22 protein-coding genes are annotated in these 20,659 nt (G+C 59.9%); 15 read left to right on the plus strand and 7 right to left on the minus strand.

Features of this window, described 5'->3' with window-relative positions:
- The first annotated feature begins 6 nt into the window (after window positions 1-6).
- From V1T76_RS07340 to eda, 7 genes are all read left to right on the plus strand, one after another.
- Window positions 7-1,023 carry a sugar ABC transporter substrate-binding protein gene (locus tag V1T76_RS07340; protein ID WP_006932791.1) on the plus strand — a complete coding sequence of 339 codons (1,017 nt, stop codon included), beginning with the start codon at window positions 7-9 and terminating at the stop codon, window positions 1,021-1,023.
- Window positions 1,024-1,104: 81 nt separating this feature from the next.
- Window positions 1,105-2,187 (plus strand): ABC transporter permease, encoded by a 1,083-nt coding sequence (locus tag V1T76_RS07345; RefSeq protein WP_330559985.1) that lies wholly within the window; start codon window positions 1,105-1,107, stop codon window positions 2,185-2,187.
- Complete coding sequence (locus V1T76_RS07350; RefSeq protein WP_330559986.1) at window positions 2,163-2,960, plus strand: ATP-binding cassette domain-containing protein; 798 nt, start codon at window positions 2,163-2,165, stop codon at window positions 2,958-2,960. The genes V1T76_RS07345 and V1T76_RS07350 overlap by 25 nt, the downstream gene beginning before the upstream one ends.
- Before the next feature lie 226 nt (window positions 2,961-3,186).
- Window positions 3,187-4,134, plus strand: a complete 948-nt coding sequence (locus V1T76_RS07355; RefSeq protein WP_330559988.1) for a carbohydrate kinase family protein — start codon at window positions 3,187-3,189, stop codon at window positions 4,132-4,134.
- 97 nt (window positions 4,135-4,231) lie between these two features.
- On the plus strand, window positions 4,232-5,707 hold the full coding sequence (gene zwf, locus V1T76_RS07360; RefSeq protein ID WP_330559989.1) for a glucose-6-phosphate dehydrogenase: 1,476 nt from the start codon (window positions 4,232-4,234) through the stop codon (window positions 5,705-5,707).
- Window positions 5,708-5,846: 139 nt separating this feature from the next.
- Window positions 5,847-7,667, plus strand: coding sequence for a phosphogluconate dehydratase (gene edd / locus V1T76_RS07365; protein WP_330559990.1), 1,821 nt, complete (start codon window positions 5,847-5,849; stop codon window positions 7,665-7,667).
- Window positions 7,668-7,788: 121 nt separating this feature from the next.
- The gene (eda, locus tag V1T76_RS07370) at window positions 7,789-8,427 is read left to right on the plus strand and encodes a bifunctional 4-hydroxy-2-oxoglutarate aldolase/2-dehydro-3-deoxy-phosphogluconate aldolase (RefSeq protein WP_330559992.1); all 639 of its coding nucleotides are present in this window, start codon (window positions 7,789-7,791) and stop codon (window positions 8,425-8,427) included.
- A 79-nt stretch (window positions 8,428-8,506) separates the two neighbouring features.
- On the opposite strand, the gene V1T76_RS07375 is transcribed toward eda, so the two are convergent.
- The 3 genes from V1T76_RS07375 to V1T76_RS07385 form a co-directional block, all read right to left on the minus strand.
- On the minus strand, window positions 8,507-8,704 hold the full coding sequence (locus V1T76_RS07375) for a CsbD family protein (protein ID WP_330559993.1): 198 nt from the start codon (window positions 8,702-8,704) through the stop codon (window positions 8,507-8,509).
- Between the two features lie 208 nt (window positions 8,705-8,912).
- A complete protein-coding gene (locus V1T76_RS07380; protein ID WP_330559994.1) occupies window positions 8,913-9,764 on the minus strand; it encodes a PRC-barrel domain-containing protein in 852 nt (283 codons plus the stop codon).
- A gap of 300 nt (window positions 9,765-10,064) precedes the next feature.
- Complete coding sequence (locus tag V1T76_RS07385; RefSeq protein WP_330559995.1) at window positions 10,065-10,658, minus strand: PilZ domain-containing protein; 594 nt, start codon at window positions 10,656-10,658, stop codon at window positions 10,065-10,067.
- A 266-nt stretch (window positions 10,659-10,924) separates the two neighbouring features.
- On the opposite strand from V1T76_RS07385, the gene V1T76_RS07390 reads away from it, so the two are divergent.
- The 6 genes from V1T76_RS07390 to V1T76_RS07415 all read left to right on the plus strand — a co-directional run bounded on the left by V1T76_RS07390 (window position 10,925) and on the right by V1T76_RS07415 (window position 15,089).
- Window positions 10,925-11,716, plus strand: coding sequence for a delta-class carbonic anhydrase (locus V1T76_RS07390; RefSeq protein WP_330559996.1), 792 nt, complete (start codon window positions 10,925-10,927; stop codon window positions 11,714-11,716).
- A 149-nt stretch (window positions 11,717-11,865) separates the two neighbouring features.
- Window positions 11,866-13,488: a glucose-6-phosphate isomerase gene (gene pgi, locus V1T76_RS07395; RefSeq protein ID WP_330559997.1), complete on the plus strand. Its 1,623-nt coding sequence runs from the start codon at window positions 11,866-11,868 to the stop codon at window positions 13,486-13,488.
- A 232-nt stretch (window positions 13,489-13,720) separates the two neighbouring features.
- Complete coding sequence (locus V1T76_RS07400; protein WP_330559999.1) at window positions 13,721-13,990, plus strand: glycine zipper domain-containing protein; 270 nt, start codon at window positions 13,721-13,723, stop codon at window positions 13,988-13,990.
- Between the two features lie 50 nt (window positions 13,991-14,040).
- Window positions 14,041-14,310 (plus strand): glycine zipper domain-containing protein, encoded by a 270-nt coding sequence (locus tag V1T76_RS07405; protein ID WP_023000609.1) that lies wholly within the window; start codon window positions 14,041-14,043, stop codon window positions 14,308-14,310.
- 43 nt (window positions 14,311-14,353) lie between these two features.
- Window positions 14,354-14,623, plus strand: a complete 270-nt coding sequence (locus V1T76_RS07410; RefSeq protein ID WP_006932813.1) for a lipoprotein — start codon at window positions 14,354-14,356, stop codon at window positions 14,621-14,623.
- Between the two features lie 193 nt (window positions 14,624-14,816).
- Entirely contained in the window at window positions 14,817-15,089 is a 273-nt protein-coding gene (locus V1T76_RS07415; protein ID WP_330560000.1) for a glycine zipper domain-containing protein, read from the plus strand.
- A 217-nt stretch (window positions 15,090-15,306) separates the two neighbouring features.
- Here V1T76_RS07415 and ald read toward each other — a convergent pair whose 3' ends face one another.
- Window positions 15,307-16,446 carry an alanine dehydrogenase gene (gene ald, locus V1T76_RS07420; RefSeq protein WP_330560002.1) on the minus strand — a complete coding sequence of 380 codons (1,140 nt, stop codon included), beginning with the start codon at window positions 16,444-16,446 and terminating at the stop codon, window positions 15,307-15,309.
- A 181-nt stretch (window positions 16,447-16,627) separates the two neighbouring features.
- On the opposite strand from ald, the gene V1T76_RS07425 reads away from it, so the two are divergent.
- Both V1T76_RS07425 and V1T76_RS07430 read left to right on the plus strand, forming a co-directional pair.
- A complete protein-coding gene (locus V1T76_RS07425; RefSeq protein ID WP_330560003.1) occupies window positions 16,628-17,098 on the plus strand; it encodes an Lrp/AsnC family transcriptional regulator in 471 nt (156 codons plus the stop codon).
- A 133-nt stretch (window positions 17,099-17,231) separates the two neighbouring features.
- Window positions 17,232-18,122, plus strand: a complete 891-nt coding sequence (locus V1T76_RS07430) for an SMP-30/gluconolactonase/LRE family protein (RefSeq protein ID WP_330560004.1) — start codon at window positions 17,232-17,234, stop codon at window positions 18,120-18,122.
- Window positions 18,123-18,465: 343 nt separating this feature from the next.
- On the opposite strand, the gene V1T76_RS07435 is transcribed toward V1T76_RS07430, so the two are convergent.
- The 3 genes from V1T76_RS07435 to trhO form a co-directional block, all read right to left on the minus strand.
- Window positions 18,466-18,696, minus strand: coding sequence for a hypothetical protein (locus tag V1T76_RS07435; RefSeq protein WP_330560006.1), 231 nt, complete (start codon window positions 18,694-18,696; stop codon window positions 18,466-18,468).
- Window positions 18,697-18,778: 82 nt separating this feature from the next.
- Complete coding sequence (locus V1T76_RS07440; RefSeq protein WP_330560008.1) at window positions 18,779-19,366, minus strand: hypothetical protein; 588 nt, start codon at window positions 19,364-19,366, stop codon at window positions 18,779-18,781.
- Window positions 19,367-19,485: 119 nt separating this feature from the next.
- Window positions 19,486-20,298, minus strand: coding sequence for an oxygen-dependent tRNA uridine(34) hydroxylase TrhO (trhO, locus tag V1T76_RS07445; RefSeq protein ID WP_330560009.1), 813 nt, complete (start codon window positions 20,296-20,298; stop codon window positions 19,486-19,488).
- Window positions 20,299-20,659 lie beyond the last annotated feature (361 nt).

The following is a 20,659-nucleotide window of genomic DNA, read 5'->3' on the forward strand; positions in this document are numbered from 1 at the left end:
ACGCAAATGATCCGCAAACTACTCGCGACCGGTTCCGTTCTCGCTGCCATGGCTGCCGCTCCGGCAGCCGCAGCAGATGTCTCGGCCTGCCTCATCACCAAGACGGACACCAACCCGTTCTTCGTGAAAATGAAGGAAGGCGCCACCGCCAAGGCGGAGGAACTCGGCATCGAGCTGAAGTCCTTCGCAGGCAAGGTCGACGGCGACCATGAAACCCAGGTAGCAGCTATCGAAACCTGCATTGCCGACGGCGCCAAGGGCATCCTGCTGACCGCATCCGACACCTCGTCCATCGTGCCCGCTGTCAAGCAGGCCCGCGACGCCGGCCTTCTGGTGATTGCACTCGATACGCCGCTCGACCCCATCGACGCAGCAGACGCGACGTTCGCCACCGACAACTTCAAGGCCGGTGAGCTTATCGGCCAGTGGGCCGCAGCCAGCCTGGGCGACGAGGCTGCCAATGCCAAGATCGCCATGCTCGACCTCGGCATCAGCCAGCCGACCGTCGGCGTGCTGCGCGACCAGGGTTTCCTGCAGGGCTTCGGCATCGAACTGGGCGACCCTAACAAATGGGGTGACGAAACCGATCCGCGCATCGTCGGCAACGACGTGACCGCAGGCAACGAGGAAGGCGGCCGCAAGGCCATGGAAAACCTGCTTGCCAAGGATCCGATGGTCAATGTGGTCTACACGATCAACGAACCGGCTGCCGCTGGTGCATACGAAGCACTGAAGTCGATCGGCCGCGAAAACGACGTGCTGATCGTCTCTGTCGACGGAGGCTGCCCGGGCGTCCAGAACGTCAAGGACGGTGTCATCGGCGCGACCTCCCAGCAGTATCCGCTGCTGATGGCGTCCCTCGGCATCGAGGCCATCAAGGCCTGGGCCGACAATGGCACCAAGCCGGCGCCGACCGAAGGCAAGGATTTCTTCGACACGGGTGTCGCCCTCGTGACCGACAAGCCGGTTGAAGGCGTCGAATCCATCGACACTGCCAAGGGTATGGATCTCTGCTGGGGCTAAGGCACCTCCAGGCAAGACCAAAAGGGGCATGGGCAACCTTGCCCCTTTTTTCAAAACCGGCGTAGAGAAGGTTAAACGGGCATGACCTTAGAAAGCAAAACGGCAAAGGGGCCGGCGGATTATGAATCCGCAGTCGCCTCCGGACCGCAGGCCGTCGCCTCATTCGATGACCAACGTCATGGGATCGGGCACAAAATTCAGCACACGCTGCACCAGACCCCATCACTGGTTCCGCTGATCGTGCTGGTAATCTCCCTTGTCGTTTTCGGGCTTCTGCTCGGATCGAAACTGTTCTCCCCCTTCGCGCTGACGCTGATCCTGCAGCAGGTCCAGATCGTCGGCATCGTGGCGGCAGCACAGAGCATCGTTATCCTGACCGCCGGCATCGACCTGTCGGTTGGCGCCATCATGGTGCTGTCCTCCGTCGTCATGGGGCAGTTCACCTTCCGGTACGGTCTGCCGGTGGAGATCTCCATCGTCTGCGGCCTGATCTGCGGCACCTTGTGCGGCTATCTCAACGGCTTCCTTGTCGCCATCGTCAAGCTGCCGCCCTTCATCGTGACGCTCGGAATGTGGCAGATCGTTCTGGCCACCAACTTCCTGTACTCGGCCAACGAAACCATCCGCTCGCAGGAAATTGCCGAGGTCGCACCACTGCTTCAGTTCTTCGGCAACAAGGTCAATGTGGGCGGCGCGATCTTCACCTACGGCGTCATCTTCATGGTGGTTCTGGTGCTGGTTCTGGCTTACGCGCTGCGACAGACGGCCTGGGGCCGGCATGTCTACGCCGTCGGCGACGATCCGGAGGCAGCACAGCTTTCGGGCGTGCAGGTGAAGAAGGTGCTGATTTCGGTCTACATGCTGTCCGGCCTCATCTGCGCCTTCGCCGGCTGGGCCATGATCGGCCGCATCGGTTCGGTCTCTCCGACCACCGGCCAGCTCGCCAACATCGAATCCATCACGGCTGTGGTGATCGGCGGAATCTCGCTCTTCGGCGGTCGCGGCTCCGTCCTCGGCACCCTGTTCGGTGCGCTCATCGTCGGCGTGTTTACGCTCAGCCTGCGCCTGCTTGGCGCGGATGCCCAGTGGACCTATCTGCTGATCGGCATTCTCATCATCGGTGCGGTCGCGATCGACCAATGGATCAGAAAGGTATCTGTGTGATGGAACCTGTCCTGCAAGCACGTAAACTGGTCAAGCGCTACGGCCGTGTCGTGGCCATGGACCGGGCCGATTTCGAACTCTATCCCGGCGAGATCCTCGCCGTGATCGGCGACAACGGGGCCGGCAAGTCCACCCTGATCAAGGCGCTCAGCGGCGCGGTGCAACCGGACGGTGGAGAGATCCTGCTGGATGGCAAACCCGTTCATTTCACCTCGCCCATCGACGCTCGCGAAGCCGGGATCGAGACCGTCTACCAGACCCTGGCCATGTCCCCTGCCCTGTCGATCACCGACAACATGTTCATGGGCCGCGAGATAAAGAAACCCGGCTTCCGGGGCACCTGGCTGCGCCAGCTGGACCGCAAGAAGATGGAAGAGATCGCCCGCGAGAAGCTGAACGAACTGGGACTTCTGACCATTCAGAACATCAACCAGGCCGTCGAAACCCTTTCCGGCGGCCAGCGCCAGGGCGTGGCGGTGGCACGAGCGGCCGCCTTCGGGTCCAAGGTCGTGATCATGGACGAACCGACCGCCGCTCTCGGCGTCAAGGAAAGCCGGCGCGTGCTGGAGCTGATCAAGGATGTCAGGGCAAGGGGCTTGCCCATCGTGCTGATCAGTCACAACATGCCCCATGTGTTCGAGGTCGCCGACCGTATTCACATCCATCGGCTGGGCAGCCGGGCCTGCGTCATCAAACCGTCGGACTTTTCCATGTCCGATGCGGTGGCTATCATGACGGGCGCCATGGATCCGCCGGACAGCATTGCGGCTTAAGCCTCGAACGAAAAACGGGAGGCACCTTCATCCGGCGCCTCCCCTCACACCCTCATCCTGAGGAGAACCGACAGGTTGGTCTCGAAGGATGGGCGGCAAGTTCGGCGCCTTGTGGACCTCCTTCGGATGAGGCGGTGGTCTGCAAGGCCGCTGCCGCGAAATGACATAAAGTCATGAGCCCGCCGTCGATGCGGCTCCTGACAAACGACGAAAGACCGGAACATATATGTTTTTGATTTGCGGTGAAGCGCTGTTCGACCTCTTTGGAGAAGCCGGTTCCGGCGATGGTGTTTCCTTCGATGCCCGTATCGGCGGATCACCCTTCAATGTGGCGATGGGGCTGGCGCGCCTTGAAGAGGACGCTGCCTTTTTCGGTGGCATCTCGAGGGATGCGCTTGGCGAGCGTCTGGTTCAGAAGTTTCGCAGCGAAGGTGTTTCGGAACGCTATATCCTGCGGACCGACTACCTGACGACCCTGAGCCTCGTCCAGAAGGACGAACACGGGTCTCCGGCCTATACGTTCTACGGTGAAAACGCAGCCGACCGCATGGTGACCGTGGACGATCTGCCTGATTTCGATGAACCGCCGCTGTTTCTGCACATCGGTTCCTACACCGCGCTTGTCGAGCCGGTTTCGGATGCCTTCAAGGCACTGATCGAACGCGAGCGCGCCCACACGCTGGTCTCTTTCGACCCGAACATCCGCCCGACCGTGGTGCCGGACATGGCGCTCTGGCGCCGCAACACCGAAAGTCTCGTGCCGTTGACGGACGTCGTCAAAGTCTCCGACGAAGACCTAGCGCTCATCGCGCCGGGCGAGCCTGTCGAGACCATTGCGCGTTCCTGGCTCGGCATGGGCGCTTCGCTGGTGATCGTCACCCGTGGCGGTAACGGTGCGACCGCGTTTGCCCGAGACATTGAAGTCAGCCGTCCGGGCGTCAAGGTTGCGGTTGAAGACACGGTCGGCGCGGGCGACACCTTCCAGGCGGCCCTCCTTGCCGGACTGAAGCATCTGGGCGCAACCAGCCGTGACACGCTTGCAGCCCTTGACGCCGACCAGCTAAATCGTCTTCTTGATTTCGCCGTCGGGGCTGCGGCCATTACCTGCTCCCGGCGTGGAGCAGACCTGCCGCGCAGGAGCGAACTTGAAAAAGAATGGTCGGCCCTGAAATGAGGGGCTGACAAGAGAATTAAATCGATTTAAAAGGCAGTCGAAAACGGTCCAGACTGGAGCGGCCAATCGGACTGGCAGTTGTGAGAAGGGATGTTTTATGGCGGTACGCGTCATTGAAGTTGAAGAATTCGACCTCGTCGTTTTCGGAGCCTCCGGAGACCTTGCCCATCGCAAGCTTCTGCCTGCCCTTTACCACCGTGATGCGGATGGCCAGATGCCGGAAAATGCGCGCATCATCTGCAGCGCCCGGCGGGACTACTCGGACGACGACTATCGCGACTATGCCAAGGCTGCACTGGAAGAACACGTCAAGGATCTGGAAGACGAGCATCTGCAGCAGTTCCTGAAGCGCCTGCGCTACGTCAAGATCGACATTGCGACCGGCGAAGGCTTCGAAGACCTGAGAACCATCCTTGACGAACGCCCCGACGTCATCCGCGCCTTCTATCTCGCGGTCGGTCCGGACCTCTTCGGCACGATTTGCGAGAACCTCGGCCGCATCGGTGTCGTCAACGACCATTCCCGCGTTGTCATGGAAAAGCCCATCGGCAAGGACGGCGCATCTGCCAGGGCGCTCAACGACACCGTCGGCGCTGTCTTCAACGAAGACCAGATTTTCCGTATCGACCACTACCTCGGCAAGGAGACGGTGCAGAACCTGATGGCCCTGCGCTTCGCCAATGCCTTGTTCGAGCCGCTCTGGAACGCGGCCCACATCGACCATGTCCAGATCACCGTGGCCGAGTCGCTCGGCACAGGCGGCCGGGCTGGCTACTACGACACGGCGGGCGCGCTGCGTGACATGGTGCAGAACCACATTCTTCAGCTCCTTTGCCTGGTGGCGATGGAGCCGCCGGAAAGCATGAATGCCGACAGCGTACGCGACGAAAAGCTGAAAGTTCTGAAGGCGCTTGCACCGATCGAGGAGCAGAGCATCGACAAGCTGACCGTGCGCGGCCAGTACCGTGCGGGCGCTTCCGCCGGTGGCGCGGTTCCGGGGTATCTGGAAGAACTTGGCAACACCGAAAGCCGCACGGAAACCTTCGTCGCCCTGAAGGCGGAAATCGCCAACTGGCGGTGGGCGGGCGTACCCTTCTATCTGCGCACCGGCAAGCGCCTGGCGCAGCGGGTCTCGGAAATTGTCGTCCAGTTCCGCCCGATCCCCCACTCGATCTTCGACGCGGAAGCCGGCGCCATCACCGCCAACCGGCTGATCATTCGCCTGCAGCCGGACGAAGGCGTGCAGATGCAGATCATGATCAAGGACCCAGGCCCCGGCGGCATGCGCCTGCGTCAGGTTCCACTCGACATGAGCTTTGCCGAAGCCTTCAAGGTTCGGAACCCGGATGCCTACGAACGCCTGATCATGGACGTCATCCGCGGCAACCAGACCCTGTTCATGCGCCGCGACGAAGTCGACGCCGCCTGGGCATGGATCGATCCGATCCAGGCCGCATGGGCCGCCTCCAAGGAAACGCCGAAAGGCTACACCGCCGGCACATGGGGCCCGTCCGCTTCTATCGCACTGGTGGAGCGCGACGGCCGCACCTGGGCCGAAGACGACGGCACCTGACACCTCTCGCGCAAGGCCCAGCCTTGCGCGTTTCCGGCCTCTTAAATCGATTAGAGAGCGGCAGGCTTGCCGCAATGCCCTATGTTACCGGACATAGACCCAGCCAGGCCGCGGCGCGGCTAGCAAAGGATTTGAAACGATGACCATCCAGGATCGCATTGGCGACGTCACCGAACGGATCGTCAAACGCAGTCACGACAGCCGCTCAAGATATCTGGACCGGATCGGCAAGGCCGCCGAAAAGGGCCCGCAGCGCTCACGCCTTTCCTGCGGCAACCTTGCACATGGCTTTGCCGCCTGCGGCCTGTCCGACAAGCAGGCCCTTTCCGGCGACGTTGTGCCGAACCTCGGCATCATCACCTCCTACAACGACATGCTGTCCGCCCATCAGCCCTATGAAACCTACCCGGCTTTGATCCGCGAAGCCGCCCACGATGTCGGCGCGGTCGCGCAGGTGGCCGGCGGTGTTCCCGCCATGTGTGACGGCGTCACCCAGGGCCAGGATGGCATGGAACTGTCACTGTTCTCCCGCGATGTGATCGCCATGGCTGCCGCCGTCGGCCTGTCGCACCAGATGTTCGATGCCGCGGTTTTTCTCGGCATCTGCGACAAGATCGTACCCGGCCTTGCGATCGCCGCCCTCTCTTTCGGCCACCTGCCGGCCGTATTCGTCCCGGCCGGCCCGATGCCGACCGGCATTTCCAACGACGAGAAGGCCAAGATCCGCCAGCTCTACGCCGAAGGCAAAGTCGGCCGTGACGCCCTGCTGGAAAGTGAATCCCGCGCCTACCATTCGCCGGGCACCTGCACCTTCTACGGCACGGCAAACTCCAACCAGATGCTGATGGAGATCATGGGCCTGCATATGCCGGGCGCCTCCTTCGTCAATCCGGGCACGCCTTTGCGCGACGCCCTGACCCGGGAAGCCGCCAAACGCGCAATCGCGATTTCCGCGCTCGGCAACGAGTTCACGCCGGCTGGGGAAGTCATCAGCGAAAAGGCGATCGTCAACGGTGTTGTCGGCCTGCACGCGACCGGCGGGTCCACCAACCACACCATGCATCTGGTGGCGATTGCTGCTGCCGCTGGCATCAAGCTGACCTGGGACGATATTTCCGACCTGTCCGACGTTGTGCCGCTTCTGGCCCGCGTCTATCCGAACGGCAAGGCCGACGTGAACCACTTCCAGGCCGCAGGCGGTCTGGCCTTCCTGATCCGCGAACTGCTGGGCGAAGGCTACCTGCACCGGGATGTGAAGACCGTCTACGGCACCGACCTTTCGGGCTACACAGTGGAAGCGAAGCTCGATGCCGACGGCAATGTCCACCGCGAGGAAGTGCCTGAAACCTCCGGAGACGAGACGGTGCTGACACCTGTCTCCAAGGCCTTCCAGCCGACCGGCGGACTGAAGATGCTGACCGGCAACATGGGCAAGGCCGTCATCAAGATCTCGGCGGTTGCCAGGGAACGTCATGTCATCGAGGCCCCTGCCCGCGTCTTCCACGACCAGAACGACTTCCTGACCGCTTTCAACAACAAGGAACTGACCGGCGATGTTGCGGCCGTGGTCCGGTTCCAGGGCCCGAAAGCCATCGGCATGCCCGAACTGCACAAGCTGACGCCGTGCCTCGGCATCCTTCAGGACCGTGGCCACAAGGTTGCCCTGATCACCGACGGCCGCATGTCGGGCGCGTCCGGCAAGGTGCCGGCCGCCATTCACGTCACCCCGGAAGCCGCCGCCGGCGGTCCGATCGCGAAGATCCGCGACGGCGACATGATCCGGGTCGACGCGGTTGCCGGAACGCTGGAAGTGCTGGTTGATGAAGCCGAATTCAACGCCCGTCCGCTGGCCGAAGCAGATCTGAGCGAGAGCCACTTCGGTACCGGCCGGGACCTCTTCGCCGCCTTCCGCGGTGCTGTCGGCACGGCCGATACTGGCGCGCATGTGTTCGGTGAGTAAGGTTCAGGCCGTCCCGGCCAGATGAACCGGACCGGCAGGAAGATTTTGGCACGATAGATTTTGCGATCCGCTCCGATTGGTTTCGGTGCGGACGCGGCAAAAAAGAGATTGTGGAGACGATATGGCCCAGGACATTGAAAAAATAGAGAAAGTGATGTGCGCGGCACCGGTGATCCCGGTGCTGATCGTTGAAGATCCCAAGAAGGCTGTTCCCATGGCAGAAGCCCTGGTGCGCGGCGGTCTGCCGGCGATCGAGATCACGTTGCGCACGGCGCATGCCCTGGAAGCGATCAACGCCGTCAACGAACACGTGGAAGGCGCGATTGTCGGTGCAGGCACCGTGCTCGACGGCAAGCAATATGACGCCGCCGTTTCTGCCGGTGCCCGTTTCATCGTCTCACCTGGCGCGACCGCAAACCTGCTGGATGCTGCCGACCAGCACAGCGTACCGCTGCTTCCGGGCGCGGCGACCGCTTCCGAAGTCATGTTCCTGCTGGAACGCGGCTATGAGCGACTGAAATTCTTCCCGGCCGAACAGGCTGGCGGCGCGTCGTATCTCAAGTCGCTTTCCTCGCCGCTGGCTGCGGCCAAGTTCTGCCCCACCGGCGGCGTCAGCCTCGACAAGGCCCCGGACTATCTGAAACTGCCGAACGTTCTGTGCGTAGGCGGTTCCTGGATTGCAGACGCCAAGGCAATTGCTGAGAATGACTGGTCCGGGATCGAAGCACGCGCAAAAGCGGCAGCTGCGCTCAAGATCTAGGTTTTCGGCAGCGGATGCCATACGCAAACGAAAAGAGCCGGGCGACGGATCGCCCGGCTCTTTTTCATCTGGTCAACGATTAGTGGCGGCTTGCCCACTCATCGACTTCGCGCTCTGCTTCTTCGCGCGACTTGCCGTAGAGCTCCTGGATCTTACCGGCAAGCTGATCGCGATTGCCTTCGATCCGGTCCAGATCGTCGTCGGTAAGCTTGCCCCACTGTTCCTGGGCCTTACCCTTAACCTGTTTCCAATTGCCTTCGATGATATCCCAGTTCATTTCGCTTCTCCTTTAATGAGCCGCCGGTCAAATGATGTGCACGTGTTCCGGTCGGTTGTTGCGGGGCTGCGGGGTCTCGACGTTCTGAAGAGGGTATTCGAACCAACTGTCAGGAGACGTCTTCACGTCAGCTCCCGTTAGGAAGTCGCCCGTTCGGGCGAAGGGCCTGGCTGCATGAGCGCTTTGCCCAGGCAGCCAGACGCTTGAATTATTGAGCCGCTTCGTAAGTCGGCTGAGCTTCAAGCTGTTCCTTGGTGGCGCCAACGTAGACGCGCAGGTCGTCACCGCCATCTTCACGGATGATCTGCAGCTCGTCGAACGTCATGGCAACCGGCTTTTCGCCAATACCCAGGAAGCCACCGATGTCCATGACCACCTTCTGGATCTGGCCGTCTTCAGAGATCACAAGCTGGTCGATTTCGCCGATGTCTTCGTCATTGGCGTCATAGACACGCGCTTCCTGGAGATCTTCCGCAGTCAGCTCGGAAATGGCCGCTTCCTTGTAGCCTTCGCGCTGAACGTTTGCACGCGGCAGCATCGGACGGCTTGCATCGCTACCTTCAGCGTTTGAATCGGCCATCTTCATGGCTTCAGACGGTTCAGAAGAGCGATCCGGGTTTTCGTAGGCTTCTGCGCTGGTCAGAACGTCCTTGTTGGCGTTGACCACCAGGAAGAAGCTGTCCGGATCATCCTGTTCGCGAACCACCTTCAGCTGATCCATCGGCAGGGCGATGTCTTTTTCGCCAATTCCGATGAAGCCGCCGACACCCAGAACGACTGCCTTCACAGAGCCGTCGAAGCTGAGGATGACATCGTCGACTTCGCCGATGTCGTCCCATTCTTTTTCTTCATCAGCTCGCGCCTGATACTCGTCGTTGAACCGGTCATAATCCTGCTCGACAGAGTAGATACGCATCCCGATCAGGTCAGAAGCAAGAATTTCGCTGGTAGAAGCCGCATCCGTATACTTGTACGTCTGAAGCTCTTTTACTTGCTCTGCCGCGTAAATTGATGTTGTCAGCATCAAGGACATAGCGGTAGCGGTGATAATCCGTTTCATGATGTTATATCCTCTCAAAGTTTTTCCACACGCCGGCAACATCAGTATTTCTGGTGATGAGACGGTTACTGTGAGAACATCCGAGAGAGAAAGAAGTTCCAACCTAAAACACTATTTTTTAAAAAATCGAACATCACCTTTGCAAACGCAGGTGGAACAAAGACGGCGCCTCACAGAACCCGGCGCGCAAGACATGCCCCTTCCATGCGGTGCCAGGTATCCGCACCGCAACGCAATCGCTTTCAGGCAAGTGATATGAACAGGGGCCGGTGAGAGGAGGCCTGCTCAGGTCGGGTCAGGTCAGGCGTCCTGGTTCTCTTCGGCGCCCATTTCGGCATCGACTTCGACATCATCGTCGCTCTCGTCGTAACCGTCATCGCGCTCGAGCGTCCTGTCCCAAAGGAGACGCAATCCGGCCGAGGTATCATTGCGCCAGGCAAATTCGGCGACGACCGCCCGGTCGAATTTCTTCATTGTCAGCAGCACTTCATCGGGAAGCGCTGTCAGTCCTTTGGCGGTTATCCGACAACCGTTCTTGCCCGCATCAACAATCGTGCCACTGATTTCCGTAATGCCGTCGAAGTCTGCGATCTTGACCGGTATGCTGACATTGTTCCGCTTTTCCCGGCGCTTGTCCGAGACGGTTTTTTCGCTCTTGGAAAACACAACAGCCGCGTCATTGCCTTTGACGGACGTAACATGAGCCCTCAACAGCTTGTTCGCGTCCTTCGGCCGGACCCCGATATTCTTATAAAGTTCGCCGACGTCCGGAGAGGTCAACCGGAACCCCCATTCGCTGACATTTGACGCGACTGCGTTGATCACCGACAGGTTGTCGAAATCCACCACAAGGACTTCTTCCTCGGCATCCGGCTGGTCGAGTAGGTGGGACAAACCATGTAAATTGTTCTCGGAACTCATAGATTTGGTTTACCCTCAGGAAACTTTCATTTCACTTAAAACAGCGACGCACCAACGCGAAATTGGCGTTGTTTTCCGCCAGGTTTTCACATAGCGGCTTTGCCTGCGCTGGCAACATGAGCAAATTTTCCAATTGTCGGGTTCGCAAAAAGCGCGCTTTGGTAACAAACGTCCATTGTGTAGCTTTTCTGCCATGGGCGCCGCTCGACCTGCCTTTCCCCTCTAAGCAGGAGTTTTCCATGGCAAAACATATCCGACTGGCATTTGCGGCCGTCGCAAGCATTGGTTTTCTGGCGCCAGCACATGCAGAAGAACTGTGTCAGGGCTTCGGTCCGCAAACGCCGCGCGACATCACGCAGACCGCAGGCCTGAACACATCCTCGGTCTCGATTGCACCACCCGCCGACAAACTGAACCTGTGCAACATCCACACGCACACGAATGCCGAACACAAAGGCCCGGGCTTTACCGTGTTTGCGGGCGACGGCGAACATGGCGGCTATCAATGTAACGAAACCGCCGAGCTGAGTGACGCCGAGCTGAAGGACCCTGCCAGCTCAGCCTTCAAGGACGTGAAGCCCGGCGACACGATTGAAGTTCATTGGGTCTATACGTCCTGCAACGCCACGCCCGGAAAGGGGCTCGGATCCTGCCTGAGCGATGCCTGCGCAAACCCGCAGCTTCGGGTCGAAGCGCAGGTCTTCCTGGTGGTGAACGATACCGATGCCCTGAATTTTCTCGACTTCGCCTATGACGGCAACATCGTGAATGGCCTGCACCAGCCCAAGGCCTTGCCGGAGGGAACGGGCACACCCGTCACCTTTATCGGCTCGACGACGGGCCCGAGCTACACGCAGGCGGTCTGCTCCCCGCTGCAAGTGACCTGGAGCGTGAAGCCGCAATGCGCCAAGCTGGATATCAACTCGCTCAATGCCTGGGCGGAACAAGGCAATGTCTTCGAGGAAGACCATTCCCACGGTGTCCGCCAACTGGTCACCGCGCCTGAATTGCTGGCCCCGATTTCCAATTGACCCGCCTTCCGCCGCCGACAACCTCCACTGCGTTTCCGGCGGCGCCTGCTCCAGAATTTCCTCTCCCGCTCGATGGATGGGTATGCTAATGGATGCCCTGCGCAACGGGCGCGTATCCAGGCCGCTAAATCGATTTAAGAGGATTGTTCATGGCGCTAGAAGCAGCATTTGAGGCTCTCAACCAGCACGCGGAACAATTGAAGGGTACGTCTCTTCGCCAACTCTTTGCAGCCGACCCTGGCCGGTTCGATACGTTCTCCGCGCGGACGGATGACCTGTTGCTCGACTACTCCAAATCCCGGGTCGACGCCAAGGCGCTCGACCTGCTGCTTGACCTTGCCCGCGCCGCGGATGTGGAAAGCAAACGCGCGGCCATGTTCGCAGGCGAAAAGATCAACGGCACCGAACAGCGGGCGGTTCTGCACACAGCGCTGCGCAACCAGTCCGACCAGCCTGTGCTGGTCGACGGTGAAGATGTGATGCCCGATGTGCGGGCAGTCCTGGCCGCCATGGCCGATTTTGCCGAAGCAGTCCGCTCCGGCGATCTGACATCTTCCACCGGGGATGCGTTCACCGATGTCGTCAACATCGGCATCGGCGGTTCGGATCTCGGACCGGTCATGACCACCATTGCCCTGAGCCCTTACCATGACGGCCCCGAGCTACACTACGTATCGAACGTCGACGGCGCCCATATTGCCGATACGCTTGAAAAGCTCGACCCGGCCACGACGCTGATCATTGTCGCCTCCAAGACTTTCACCACCATCGAAACCATGACGAACGCGCAGACCGCGCGCAAATGGATCGCCGGCGCACTTGGTGAAGGCGCGGTCGGCGACCACTTTGCCGCTGTTTCCACAGCGCTGGATAAGGTCGCAGCCTTCGGCATAGACGAAACCCGTGTCTTCGGTTTCTGGGACTGGGTCGGCGGACGGTATTCCGTCTGGTCGGCCATCGGCCTGCCCCTGATGATCGCCATCGGACCGGATGCCTTCACCGACTTCCTGTGCGGCGCCCACGCGATGGACACCCACTTCGCCGAAACCCCGCTTGAACAGAACCTGCCGGTGCTGATGGCTTTGGTCGGCGTCTGGAACCGTGACGTGCTGGGCTATTCCGCACGCGCCGTTCTACCCTATGACCAGCGCCTGTCGCGCCTGCCTGCCTACCTGCAACAACTTGACATGGAATCGAACGGCAAGCGCGTGATGCTGGACGGCAGCCCCGTGACGCAGGAGACCGGACCGTTGGTGTGGGGTGAACCTGGCACCAATGGTCAGCATGCGTTTTACCAGCTGCTGCATCAGGGCACGACCGTCATACCCTGTGAATTTCTGATTGCCGCAAACGGCCATGAGGAAGACCTGAAGCACCATCATGACCTCCTGGTAGCAAACTGCCTTGCCCAGTCCGAAGCCTTGATGCTGGGCCGGACGCTGGAAGAGGCAAAGGCACTCCTCAGCGCTTCCGGCATGGCTTCAAGCGAGGTGGACCGCCTGGCACCGCACAAGGTCTTTCCAGGCGACAGGCCGTCGATAACCCTGGTCTACGATCAGCTGACACCCTTCGCGCTCGGCCGACTGATTGCCCTTTACGAACATCGCGTGTTTGTCGAAGGCGTCATCTGGGGGATCAATTCCTTCGACCAATGGGGCGTGGAACTGGGCAAGGAACTGGCCACCGCTTTGCTGCCGATGGTCAAGGGAGAAATCTCCCCCGATTCCAAGGATGCATCTACGAAAGGTCTTCTCGCTGCGTTGACAAAGTGACGTGGGAACCACTGCCTCGCACAGGAGTTAATAGGTGAGGCGTTCTCGTCATAATTTTGCCTAACCGGCCCTATCTGGTTCACATCGTTGAAGAACTCTTTTTGCGATTCACGATAAAGAAGGGCCGGCTGTGGCAAACAGAGATTGCCCCAACGTGCAAAGCAGCTTAGGCTTCGCAAGATTTTATACATTCGACCCGCCGTGGATGCGGTCCGAAAGGGAGACTGATTTCATGAAAAAACTCGTTCTGCTTGCAGCAGTTGGCCTTGCCCTGGCGGGCTGCCAGTCCGATAGCCAGCGTGATCGCGCCCTTGTCGGCGGCGGTCTTGGCGCAGCAACGGGTGCAGCAGTCGGCGCCGCCGCAACAGGCGATGTCGGCGGGGCGCTGGTCGGTGGTGCAATCGGTGCGGCAGGTGGTGCCATCGTCGGTTCTGCAACGACACCGAAGAACTGCGTCGCTTACGACCGCTACGGCAATCCTTACCGGGTCGCTTGCCCGTAAGCGCAGGCTATCCTTTTTCGTTTCGGTAATAGACCGTTGGGAAGAAAACTATGAAGAAACTCCTTCTGATTGCTGCTTCGGCCGCGTTTCTGGCAGGGTGCCAGTCTGACAGTCAACGGGACCGCGCGCTTGTTGGCGGCGGTCTTGGCGCGGCCACCGGCGCCGTAATCGGCGCTGCCGCCGGTAACGGTGTTGGCCCGGCACTTGCCGGCGCAGCAATCGGTGCAGCAGGCGGTGCCATTATCGGTTCTGCGACGACGCCCAAGAACTGCGTCGCCTACGACCGGTATGGCAATCCGTATCGCGTCGCCTGCCCCTGACTTCAACTGACCTGACGCAATCAGGTCTTTACAGGTTTACGAAATGAAAAAGATCCTGCTGGTGGCCCTCGCGGCCGCCGCCCTTGCCGGTTGTCAATCGAGCAGCCAGAGAGACCGTGCGCTGGTTGGCGGCGGTCTGGGTGCTGCGACCGGTGCCATTGTCGGCGCTGCTGCCGGTGCCGGTGCAGCTCCGGTTCTTGCCGGTGCCGCCATCGGTGCTGCCGGAGGTGCCGTGATCGGCGCTGCAACCACGCCAAAGAACTGCGTTGCACACGACCGCTATGGCAATCCATATCGAGTCGCCTGCCCGTAACATCTGCAGGTCCCTCGCCTGACGGCAGACGGGAGCGACCAGACTTTGCGACTGACATCGGCCACGCCCTTCATTTCAAGGGCGTGGCCGTTTTGCTTTCATGATCTGCCTTGGATAAACCCGCCTTGGTAAGAAACTGTTAACCATAGATCGCCACCCTTACCGGACGCATTTTTTCGCCAAGGGGTTCTGGATGAGATCTGTCCTTGCAGCCGCAAGTCTCGCCGTTGTGCTGACAGGCTGCGCAAACACCGAAAGTCAACGGGACAGAATGCTGATCGGAGCAGGTCTCGGTGCGGCAACCGGTGCCACCATTGGCGCTGTTGCCGGTTCAACGGTGAATGCGACCCTTGCCGGCGCCGCGCTCGGCGCCGTCGGCGGCGGCCTGATCGGCGTCGTCACCACCCCGCGCAACTGCATAGCCACGGATGAACAGGGCACCCCCTACAAGGTGCGCTGCCCGTAAGCAGCTTCTCCAAGTGACGTACACGCCACTCATGCGCACCATCCCTGCAAAGGTAGGGATCCCGCAGCCTGCTGAACTACATGTCTCCTCCAATTGCCCTCTCGCAGAAGACACTGCCTTGCGCTTGCCGATGACGCCTAAAATCGGAGCAACAACGTGAAAGAAAAAAGCCGGCCCAAGGGACCGGCTTTTTTCGTAGTCTGAAGGAAAGCTTTGATCAGGCAGCCGCGCTTTCGTTGGCCTGCTCAAGAGCAACCCTCGGATCGACGTAGGCGTAGCCCAGAGCGGTTGCGACCGCTTCACAGGTCACCTGGCCGCCGATGACGTTGAGGCCCGGCAGGAAGTTCGGATCGTCGAGCAGCGCTTTCTTCGCGCCCTTGTCGGCCAGCGCCAGAGCAAACGGCAGCGTGGCGTTGTTCAGGGCGTAGGTGGAGGTTTTCGGCACGGCGCCCGGCATGTTGGCAACGCAATAGTGAACGACTTCATCAATAATGTAGGTCGGCTCGGAATGCGTCGTTGCCTTGGACGTTTCGAAGCAACCACCCTGGTCGATGGCGACATCCACGAGAACCGAGCCTGGCTTCATGCGGCTGACCAGTTCCCGCGAAACCAGCTTCGGCGCGGCGGCACCGGCCACAAGTACGGCCCCGATCACCATGTCAGCTTCCAGCACATGCTTTTCCAGCGCAGCCTTGGTCGAGTAAACGGTCTTCAGAGCCGGACCGAACGTCTGGGAAAGATTGCCCAGAACAGTAGTAGAGCGGTCAAGAACGGTGACATCCGCGCCAAGGCCGAGCGCCATGGTGATGGCATGCGAGCCGACCACACCGCCGCCGATCACGACAACCTTGGCAGGCTCCACACCCGGAACACCGCCCACAAGCGTGCCCGAGCCGCCATGCGCCTTTTCCAGCGCCTTTGCACCGGCAATCACCGACAGGCGGCCTGCAACCTGGGACATTGGCACCAGAAGCGGCAGACCGCCACGGTCATCGACAACGGTTTCATATGCAACGCAGGTCGCACCGGATTTCACCAGATCGGCGGTCTGTTCCGCGTCCGGCGCCAGGTGCAGGTAAGTGAAGAGAATGTGGTCCGGACGCAGCATGGCGCGCTCGACGGCCTGCGGTTCCTTGACCTTCACGATCATGTTCGCGGCATCGAAGACTTCCTTGGCAGTTGCCAGGATCTTCGCGCCTGCCGCTTCGTAATCGGCGTCGCTGGCACCGATGCCGACACCGGCATTTGTTTCAACGACGACTTCGTGGCCGTGAGCCACCATTTCGACGACGCTGTTCGGGGTCAGACCGACCCGATATTCATGGTTCTTGATTTCTTTCGGCACACCAATGCGCATAACTTGTCTCCTCTGGAAGCGTTATTATTGGCGCAGATTCTACCGCTGTTTCTGTCGAATGTGCTTGCGTTCCAGGGGACTGCAGGTCACATTTACGCAATAATCGTGCGTGATTTTGATTTTCTATCGAATATCCTGCAACCTTTTATCTTCAACCCGGCATTATGTGCGGCGCAACAAAATGAAACTCGACCGTCTCGACCAGAAGATCCTCAACGTGCTGCAAAGCGATGGCCGCATTGCCAATGCGGACCTTGCGGAAAAGGTGGGCCTGTCGCAATCCGCCTGTCTGCGGCGTATGCGCGCTCTGGAGGAATCCGGTATCATCGAGAAATACGTCGCATTGCTGGACCAGAGGAAGCTGGGCAGGCACATGGACGTTTTCGTGGAAATATCGCTCACCGGGCAATCCAAGGAGACGCTGGAGAATTTCGAACGCGCTGTTGCCCGTTCCGGAGAGATCATGGAGTGTTTCCTGATGGCAGGCGATGCAGACTACATCCTGCGTCTTTCGGCCCGGGACCCGATCGACTTCGAACGTATCCACCGCGATCACCTTGCCCAGCTTCCTGGCGTCCTCAGGATGAAATCCTCCTTCGCCATCCGGCCGATCGTCAGACGCACCGCGATTCCCCTCAATGGCGAAAACTGAACGCTCCTGCCCGCCGGTCCACAGCCAAACCACGCGCATTTCCGCCATTGTTTCCAGCGTCTCGACGCAGCCAACGCTGGCGGGTATAGTCCGCATCCATTCAAGTGCCTGACTTTTCAAGGAACCCGCTCCGGTGACACATACGATCACCCGTTTCATCAATACGACTTACCAGCTTGCCGAATGTCCCACCTGGGACGACAGACTGAACCGCTTGCTCTGGGCCGACATTCAGGGCCGCTCCATCCAGTCCCTGGATTGGGCCAGCCGCGAGATCACCACCTGGCATTTCGACAATGAGGTCGGCTCCTTCGGTCTGACCGACGATGACCGGCTGATTGTCAGTGTCTGGGACAAGATCATCCTGTTTGATCCTGAAAGCGGTGCCAGCGAGCTTCTGGCCGAAGTGCAGGCGGACGAGCCGCACACACGGCTGAACGACGGCAAGGTCGGTCCTGATGGAGCGTTCTGGGTCGGCACCATGGACACAAGCTCGCCGCGCGAGCCGATTGCCGGTCTCTACCGGGTGGACGGCAGCGGCGACGTTGCCGAGATCAGGGACGAACTGCAATGTTCCAACGGCCTCGCCTGGACGCCGGACGGCACCTACATGTACCACTCCGACACCTCCCCCGGCTGGATCGAATGCTACGGCTTCGATCCGCAGACCGGAGCACTTGGCTCGAAGATGCTTTACGCCCAGCAAACCAACGACACCGGCCGCCCGGACGGCGCCACGGTCGACACCGAAGGCAATTACTGGAGCGCGGGCGTCTCCGCCGGTGTGCTGAACTGCTTTGCCCCGGACGGAAACCTGCTAGCTGCCATCAAGCTACCGGTCGACAAGCCGACCATGCCCTGCTTCTGCGGCCCGGATCTCGACCACCTGATCGTCACCAGCATCAAACAACCTGCCGACCCGACGGCAATCGAGCCCGACACATTGTCCGGCGGCCTGTTCCTGGTCGAAGGCCACGGCAAGACCGGCCTGAAACCATACCGGTTCAAGACAGCGCGCGACTGAGAAATCGCGGAGCGCTGTCTTTAGGATAGACAGCATAGTCCGGCGCTTGTGGCCCATCCTTCGAGACGGGCCTGATCGGCCCTCCTCAGGATGAGGCGGAGTGGGTGGCCGGTTTGAACTGCAGGGAAGGAAAGCCGGAGGACAACCGACTTGCTTCGATGCGCCGCCTCTCCCATCGCGACACCAGCTTCCCTCACCAAGTCCTCCCTCCCTCATCCTGAGGAAGCGCATTAGCGCTGTCTCGAAGGATGGGCGGCACACTCCGGTGGATTCGACATATCCATCGAGGCGGAGGGATCGGCTCGGGTGGGACTTGGGGGATGAAACGTATCTTCCGTCCCCGTTATTCAACGTCCTTCTCTGGCTTGCAAGACCTCAGAGCTTCGATGATCTGCTCGGCCTTCACACCCGGCACCTGGATCTTCGTTTCTCCGAAAAGATGCACGACAGCCCCTTCGCCTTTTGCAGTTTGCTCGTTGAAGATGCGTACCGACTGGTTTTCGGGAATGAGCACAGCCATCGAGCCGTCCTCCATGCTGAGCAGAATGGAAGACGCAATCAAAGTGCAAATCATGTTTCAGCCCCACAACTGGTCAGGTAAACGGCTTTCAGCCTGTTTGGAAAAACGGACGGAAACCCGATCTTGACCCAGCCACCTAGTAGCGGCAACCCCGGACCTTGACGGGCTTCCAGACGGTCTGGGCCGGCTGAACGAGAACCCGGCGGCTGACCGTGCGATAGACCGCAGGTTTCTGGACACGGTAGCTCGTCGCGGGTTGTACCAGGACCTTTTCCCTTATGGAGCTGTAGATAGCTGGTTGGCGTAGGGCGACGCGTGAGGCCGGCTGAACGAGGACTTTCTGGCTGATCGTGCGATAAACGGCAGGGTTCTGCACCTTGCACAGGATGTTGCGGCCGTTGATGACCCGGTATTCCCACCCGATGCTGGCAGGCTGAACCAGAACCCGGCTCTGGCGCGTCTGATAGACGGCAGGCGACGTGCGATAGCTGACTCGTTCGGGCTGCACCAGCACGCGCTGGGACTGATAGCTGTAGACGGCCGGTTTCTGCACCACGTAACTCGACGCCGGTTCCACAAGAACCCGTTCGTTGACCGTGCTGTAGACGGCGGGTACCGTCGCCTGTTCATAGCAGGACAATGCAGTTCCCCCCGCCAGCACGGACGTGCTGACCAACGGGGCGACGATCAGCGCGACAAGCGCGCTCCAGAAGCTGTGACGCATGTACTTTCCCCCAGTCCGGCGCAGGAAAACGCCTACAACCTTGACTTTAGGGAAGTTCCACAAGGGGTTAAAGCTAAAAAGTTAATATTCGTTAAGAAACGCGCTGACCGAAGTTGACCTCAGGCCTCGTTGTCCGTCTCCGCACGGGCACTTTTTTCGTAGTCGGTGTCCTCGTTGATGATGTGGCGGGCTTCTTCCGGCACCCACTCTCCCCAACGCGGCTGAAGCTGGTGGTCGACGGACACCCTGTCGTCGAAGACGAAACATTCACCCTTCCAGAGGCTGTCGGCCTCAGGCACCTTTTCCAGATAGTTCAGGATGCCGCCTTCCAGGTGATAGACTTCCTCAAAGCCGTTCTTCAGCATCCAGGCCGTCGCCTTTTCGCAGCGGATGCCGCCGGTGCAGAACATGGCCACCTTGGGCTTCTTCTGCAATTCGTCCTCACCTTCCACCCAGGCCGGAAACTCGCGGAACGACTGGGTTTTCGGATTAAGTGCCCGCTCGAACGTACCGAACGCGAATTCATAATCATTGCGCGTATCGATGACAACGACGTCCGGATCGGAGATCAGCGCGTTCCAGTCTTCCGGCTTGACGTATTCCCCGACGATTTCATTCGGATCAATCCCGTCGACGGCCAACCGAACGATCTCCTGCTTCAGCCTCACCTTCATGCGCTTGAAGACATGCCGATGGGTCCAGGCTTCCTTGTGGTTCAGGCCTGCAAGTCGGGGGTCGGATCGAAGATGCGCCAGGACCTCGCGCACACCGGCTTCCGGCCCGCAGATGGTGCCATTGATCCCTTCGGCTGCAAGCAGCAGGCTGCCGCGCACATCCCTTTCCTCGCAGTAAGCCTTCAACGGGCTGCGCATGGCCTCGAAGTCATCGAGCGGCGTGAACATATAAAGGGCGGCAACGAGAAATTCGTTCATGTGGCTTGTTCTGTTTCTTGAAGGACGCCGGATCCCAGGGTGCAGACCCCAGGGGCAAAAGCCCTCGCCCGGCTATTGGCGCCCTCTATACAGCCTATGGGGCCTGTCTGGAAAGTCCGCAGTTTCTCGGACCCGGTGCGCAGCGGGCCGAAGAACAGAAAAATCTGAGCTGCTCAGCTCTTCGAACGAACGCAAGGTCACCCCGAAACCTCAAGAACAACGCGGCGCATCACCATCCGAATGCTTGCACAGGAGAAAGATGACATGGCGAGAAATACCTATGAATTCATATAGTTAAAAAAGGACCTTCATTCGCATTCATTTAAGGATCATTAAGCACACAACCGTACCCTATACCCAG

It is taken from the genome of Roseibium sp. FZY0029, assembly GCF_036350355.1.
In the GTDB taxonomy this organism is placed as follows: domain Bacteria; phylum Pseudomonadota; class Alphaproteobacteria; order Rhizobiales; family Stappiaceae; genus Roseibium.

Excerpts from the sequence above, each read along its gene's own strand:
- V1T76_RS07340 (WP_006932791.1), top strand. The coding sequence starts at position 7 with ATGATCCGCAAACTACTCGCGACCGGTTCCGTTCTCGCTGCCATGGCT.
- V1T76_RS07345 (WP_330559985.1), top strand. The coding sequence starts at position 1,105 with ATGACCTTAGAAAGCAAAACGGCAAAGGGGCCGGCGGATTATGAATCC.
- V1T76_RS07350 (WP_330559986.1), top strand. The coding sequence starts at position 2,163 with ATGGATCAGAAAGGTATCTGTGTGATGGAACCTGTCCTGCAAGCACGT.
- V1T76_RS07355 (WP_330559988.1), top strand. The coding sequence starts at position 3,187 with ATGTTTTTGATTTGCGGTGAAGCGCTGTTCGACCTCTTTGGAGAAGCC.
- zwf (WP_330559989.1), top strand. The coding sequence starts at position 4,232 with ATGGCGGTACGCGTCATTGAAGTTGAAGAATTCGACCTCGTCGTTTTC.
- edd (WP_330559990.1), top strand. The coding sequence starts at position 5,847 with ATGACCATCCAGGATCGCATTGGCGACGTCACCGAACGGATCGTCAAA.
- eda (WP_330559992.1), top strand. The coding sequence starts at position 7,789 with ATGGCCCAGGACATTGAAAAAATAGAGAAAGTGATGTGCGCGGCACCG.
- V1T76_RS07375 (WP_330559993.1), bottom strand. The coding sequence starts at position 8,704 with ATGAACTGGGATATCATCGAAGGCAATTGGAAACAGGTTAAGGGTAAG.
- V1T76_RS07380 (WP_330559994.1), bottom strand. The coding sequence starts at position 9,764 with ATGAAACGGATTATCACCGCTACCGCTATGTCCTTGATGCTGACAACA.
- V1T76_RS07390 (WP_330559996.1), top strand. The coding sequence starts at position 10,925 with ATGGCAAAACATATCCGACTGGCATTTGCGGCCGTCGCAAGCATTGGT.
- pgi (WP_330559997.1), top strand. The coding sequence starts at position 11,866 with ATGGCGCTAGAAGCAGCATTTGAGGCTCTCAACCAGCACGCGGAACAA.
- V1T76_RS07400 (WP_330559999.1), top strand. The coding sequence starts at position 13,721 with ATGAAAAAACTCGTTCTGCTTGCAGCAGTTGGCCTTGCCCTGGCGGGC.
- V1T76_RS07405 (WP_023000609.1), top strand. The coding sequence starts at position 14,041 with ATGAAGAAACTCCTTCTGATTGCTGCTTCGGCCGCGTTTCTGGCAGGG.
- V1T76_RS07410 (WP_006932813.1), top strand. The coding sequence starts at position 14,354 with ATGAAAAAGATCCTGCTGGTGGCCCTCGCGGCCGCCGCCCTTGCCGGT.
- V1T76_RS07415 (WP_330560000.1), top strand. The coding sequence starts at position 14,817 with ATGAGATCTGTCCTTGCAGCCGCAAGTCTCGCCGTTGTGCTGACAGGC.
- ald (WP_330560002.1), bottom strand. The coding sequence starts at position 16,446 with ATGCGCATTGGTGTGCCGAAAGAAATCAAGAACCATGAATATCGGGTC.
- V1T76_RS07425 (WP_330560003.1), top strand. The coding sequence starts at position 16,628 with ATGAAACTCGACCGTCTCGACCAGAAGATCCTCAACGTGCTGCAAAGC.
- V1T76_RS07435 (WP_330560006.1), bottom strand. The coding sequence starts at position 18,696 with ATGATTTGCACTTTGATTGCGTCTTCCATTCTGCTCAGCATGGAGGAC.
- V1T76_RS07440 (WP_330560008.1), bottom strand. The coding sequence starts at position 19,366 with ATGCGTCACAGCTTCTGGAGCGCGCTTGTCGCGCTGATCGTCGCCCCG.
- trhO (WP_330560009.1), bottom strand. The coding sequence starts at position 20,298 with ATGAACGAATTTCTCGTTGCCGCCCTTTATATGTTCACGCCGCTCGAT.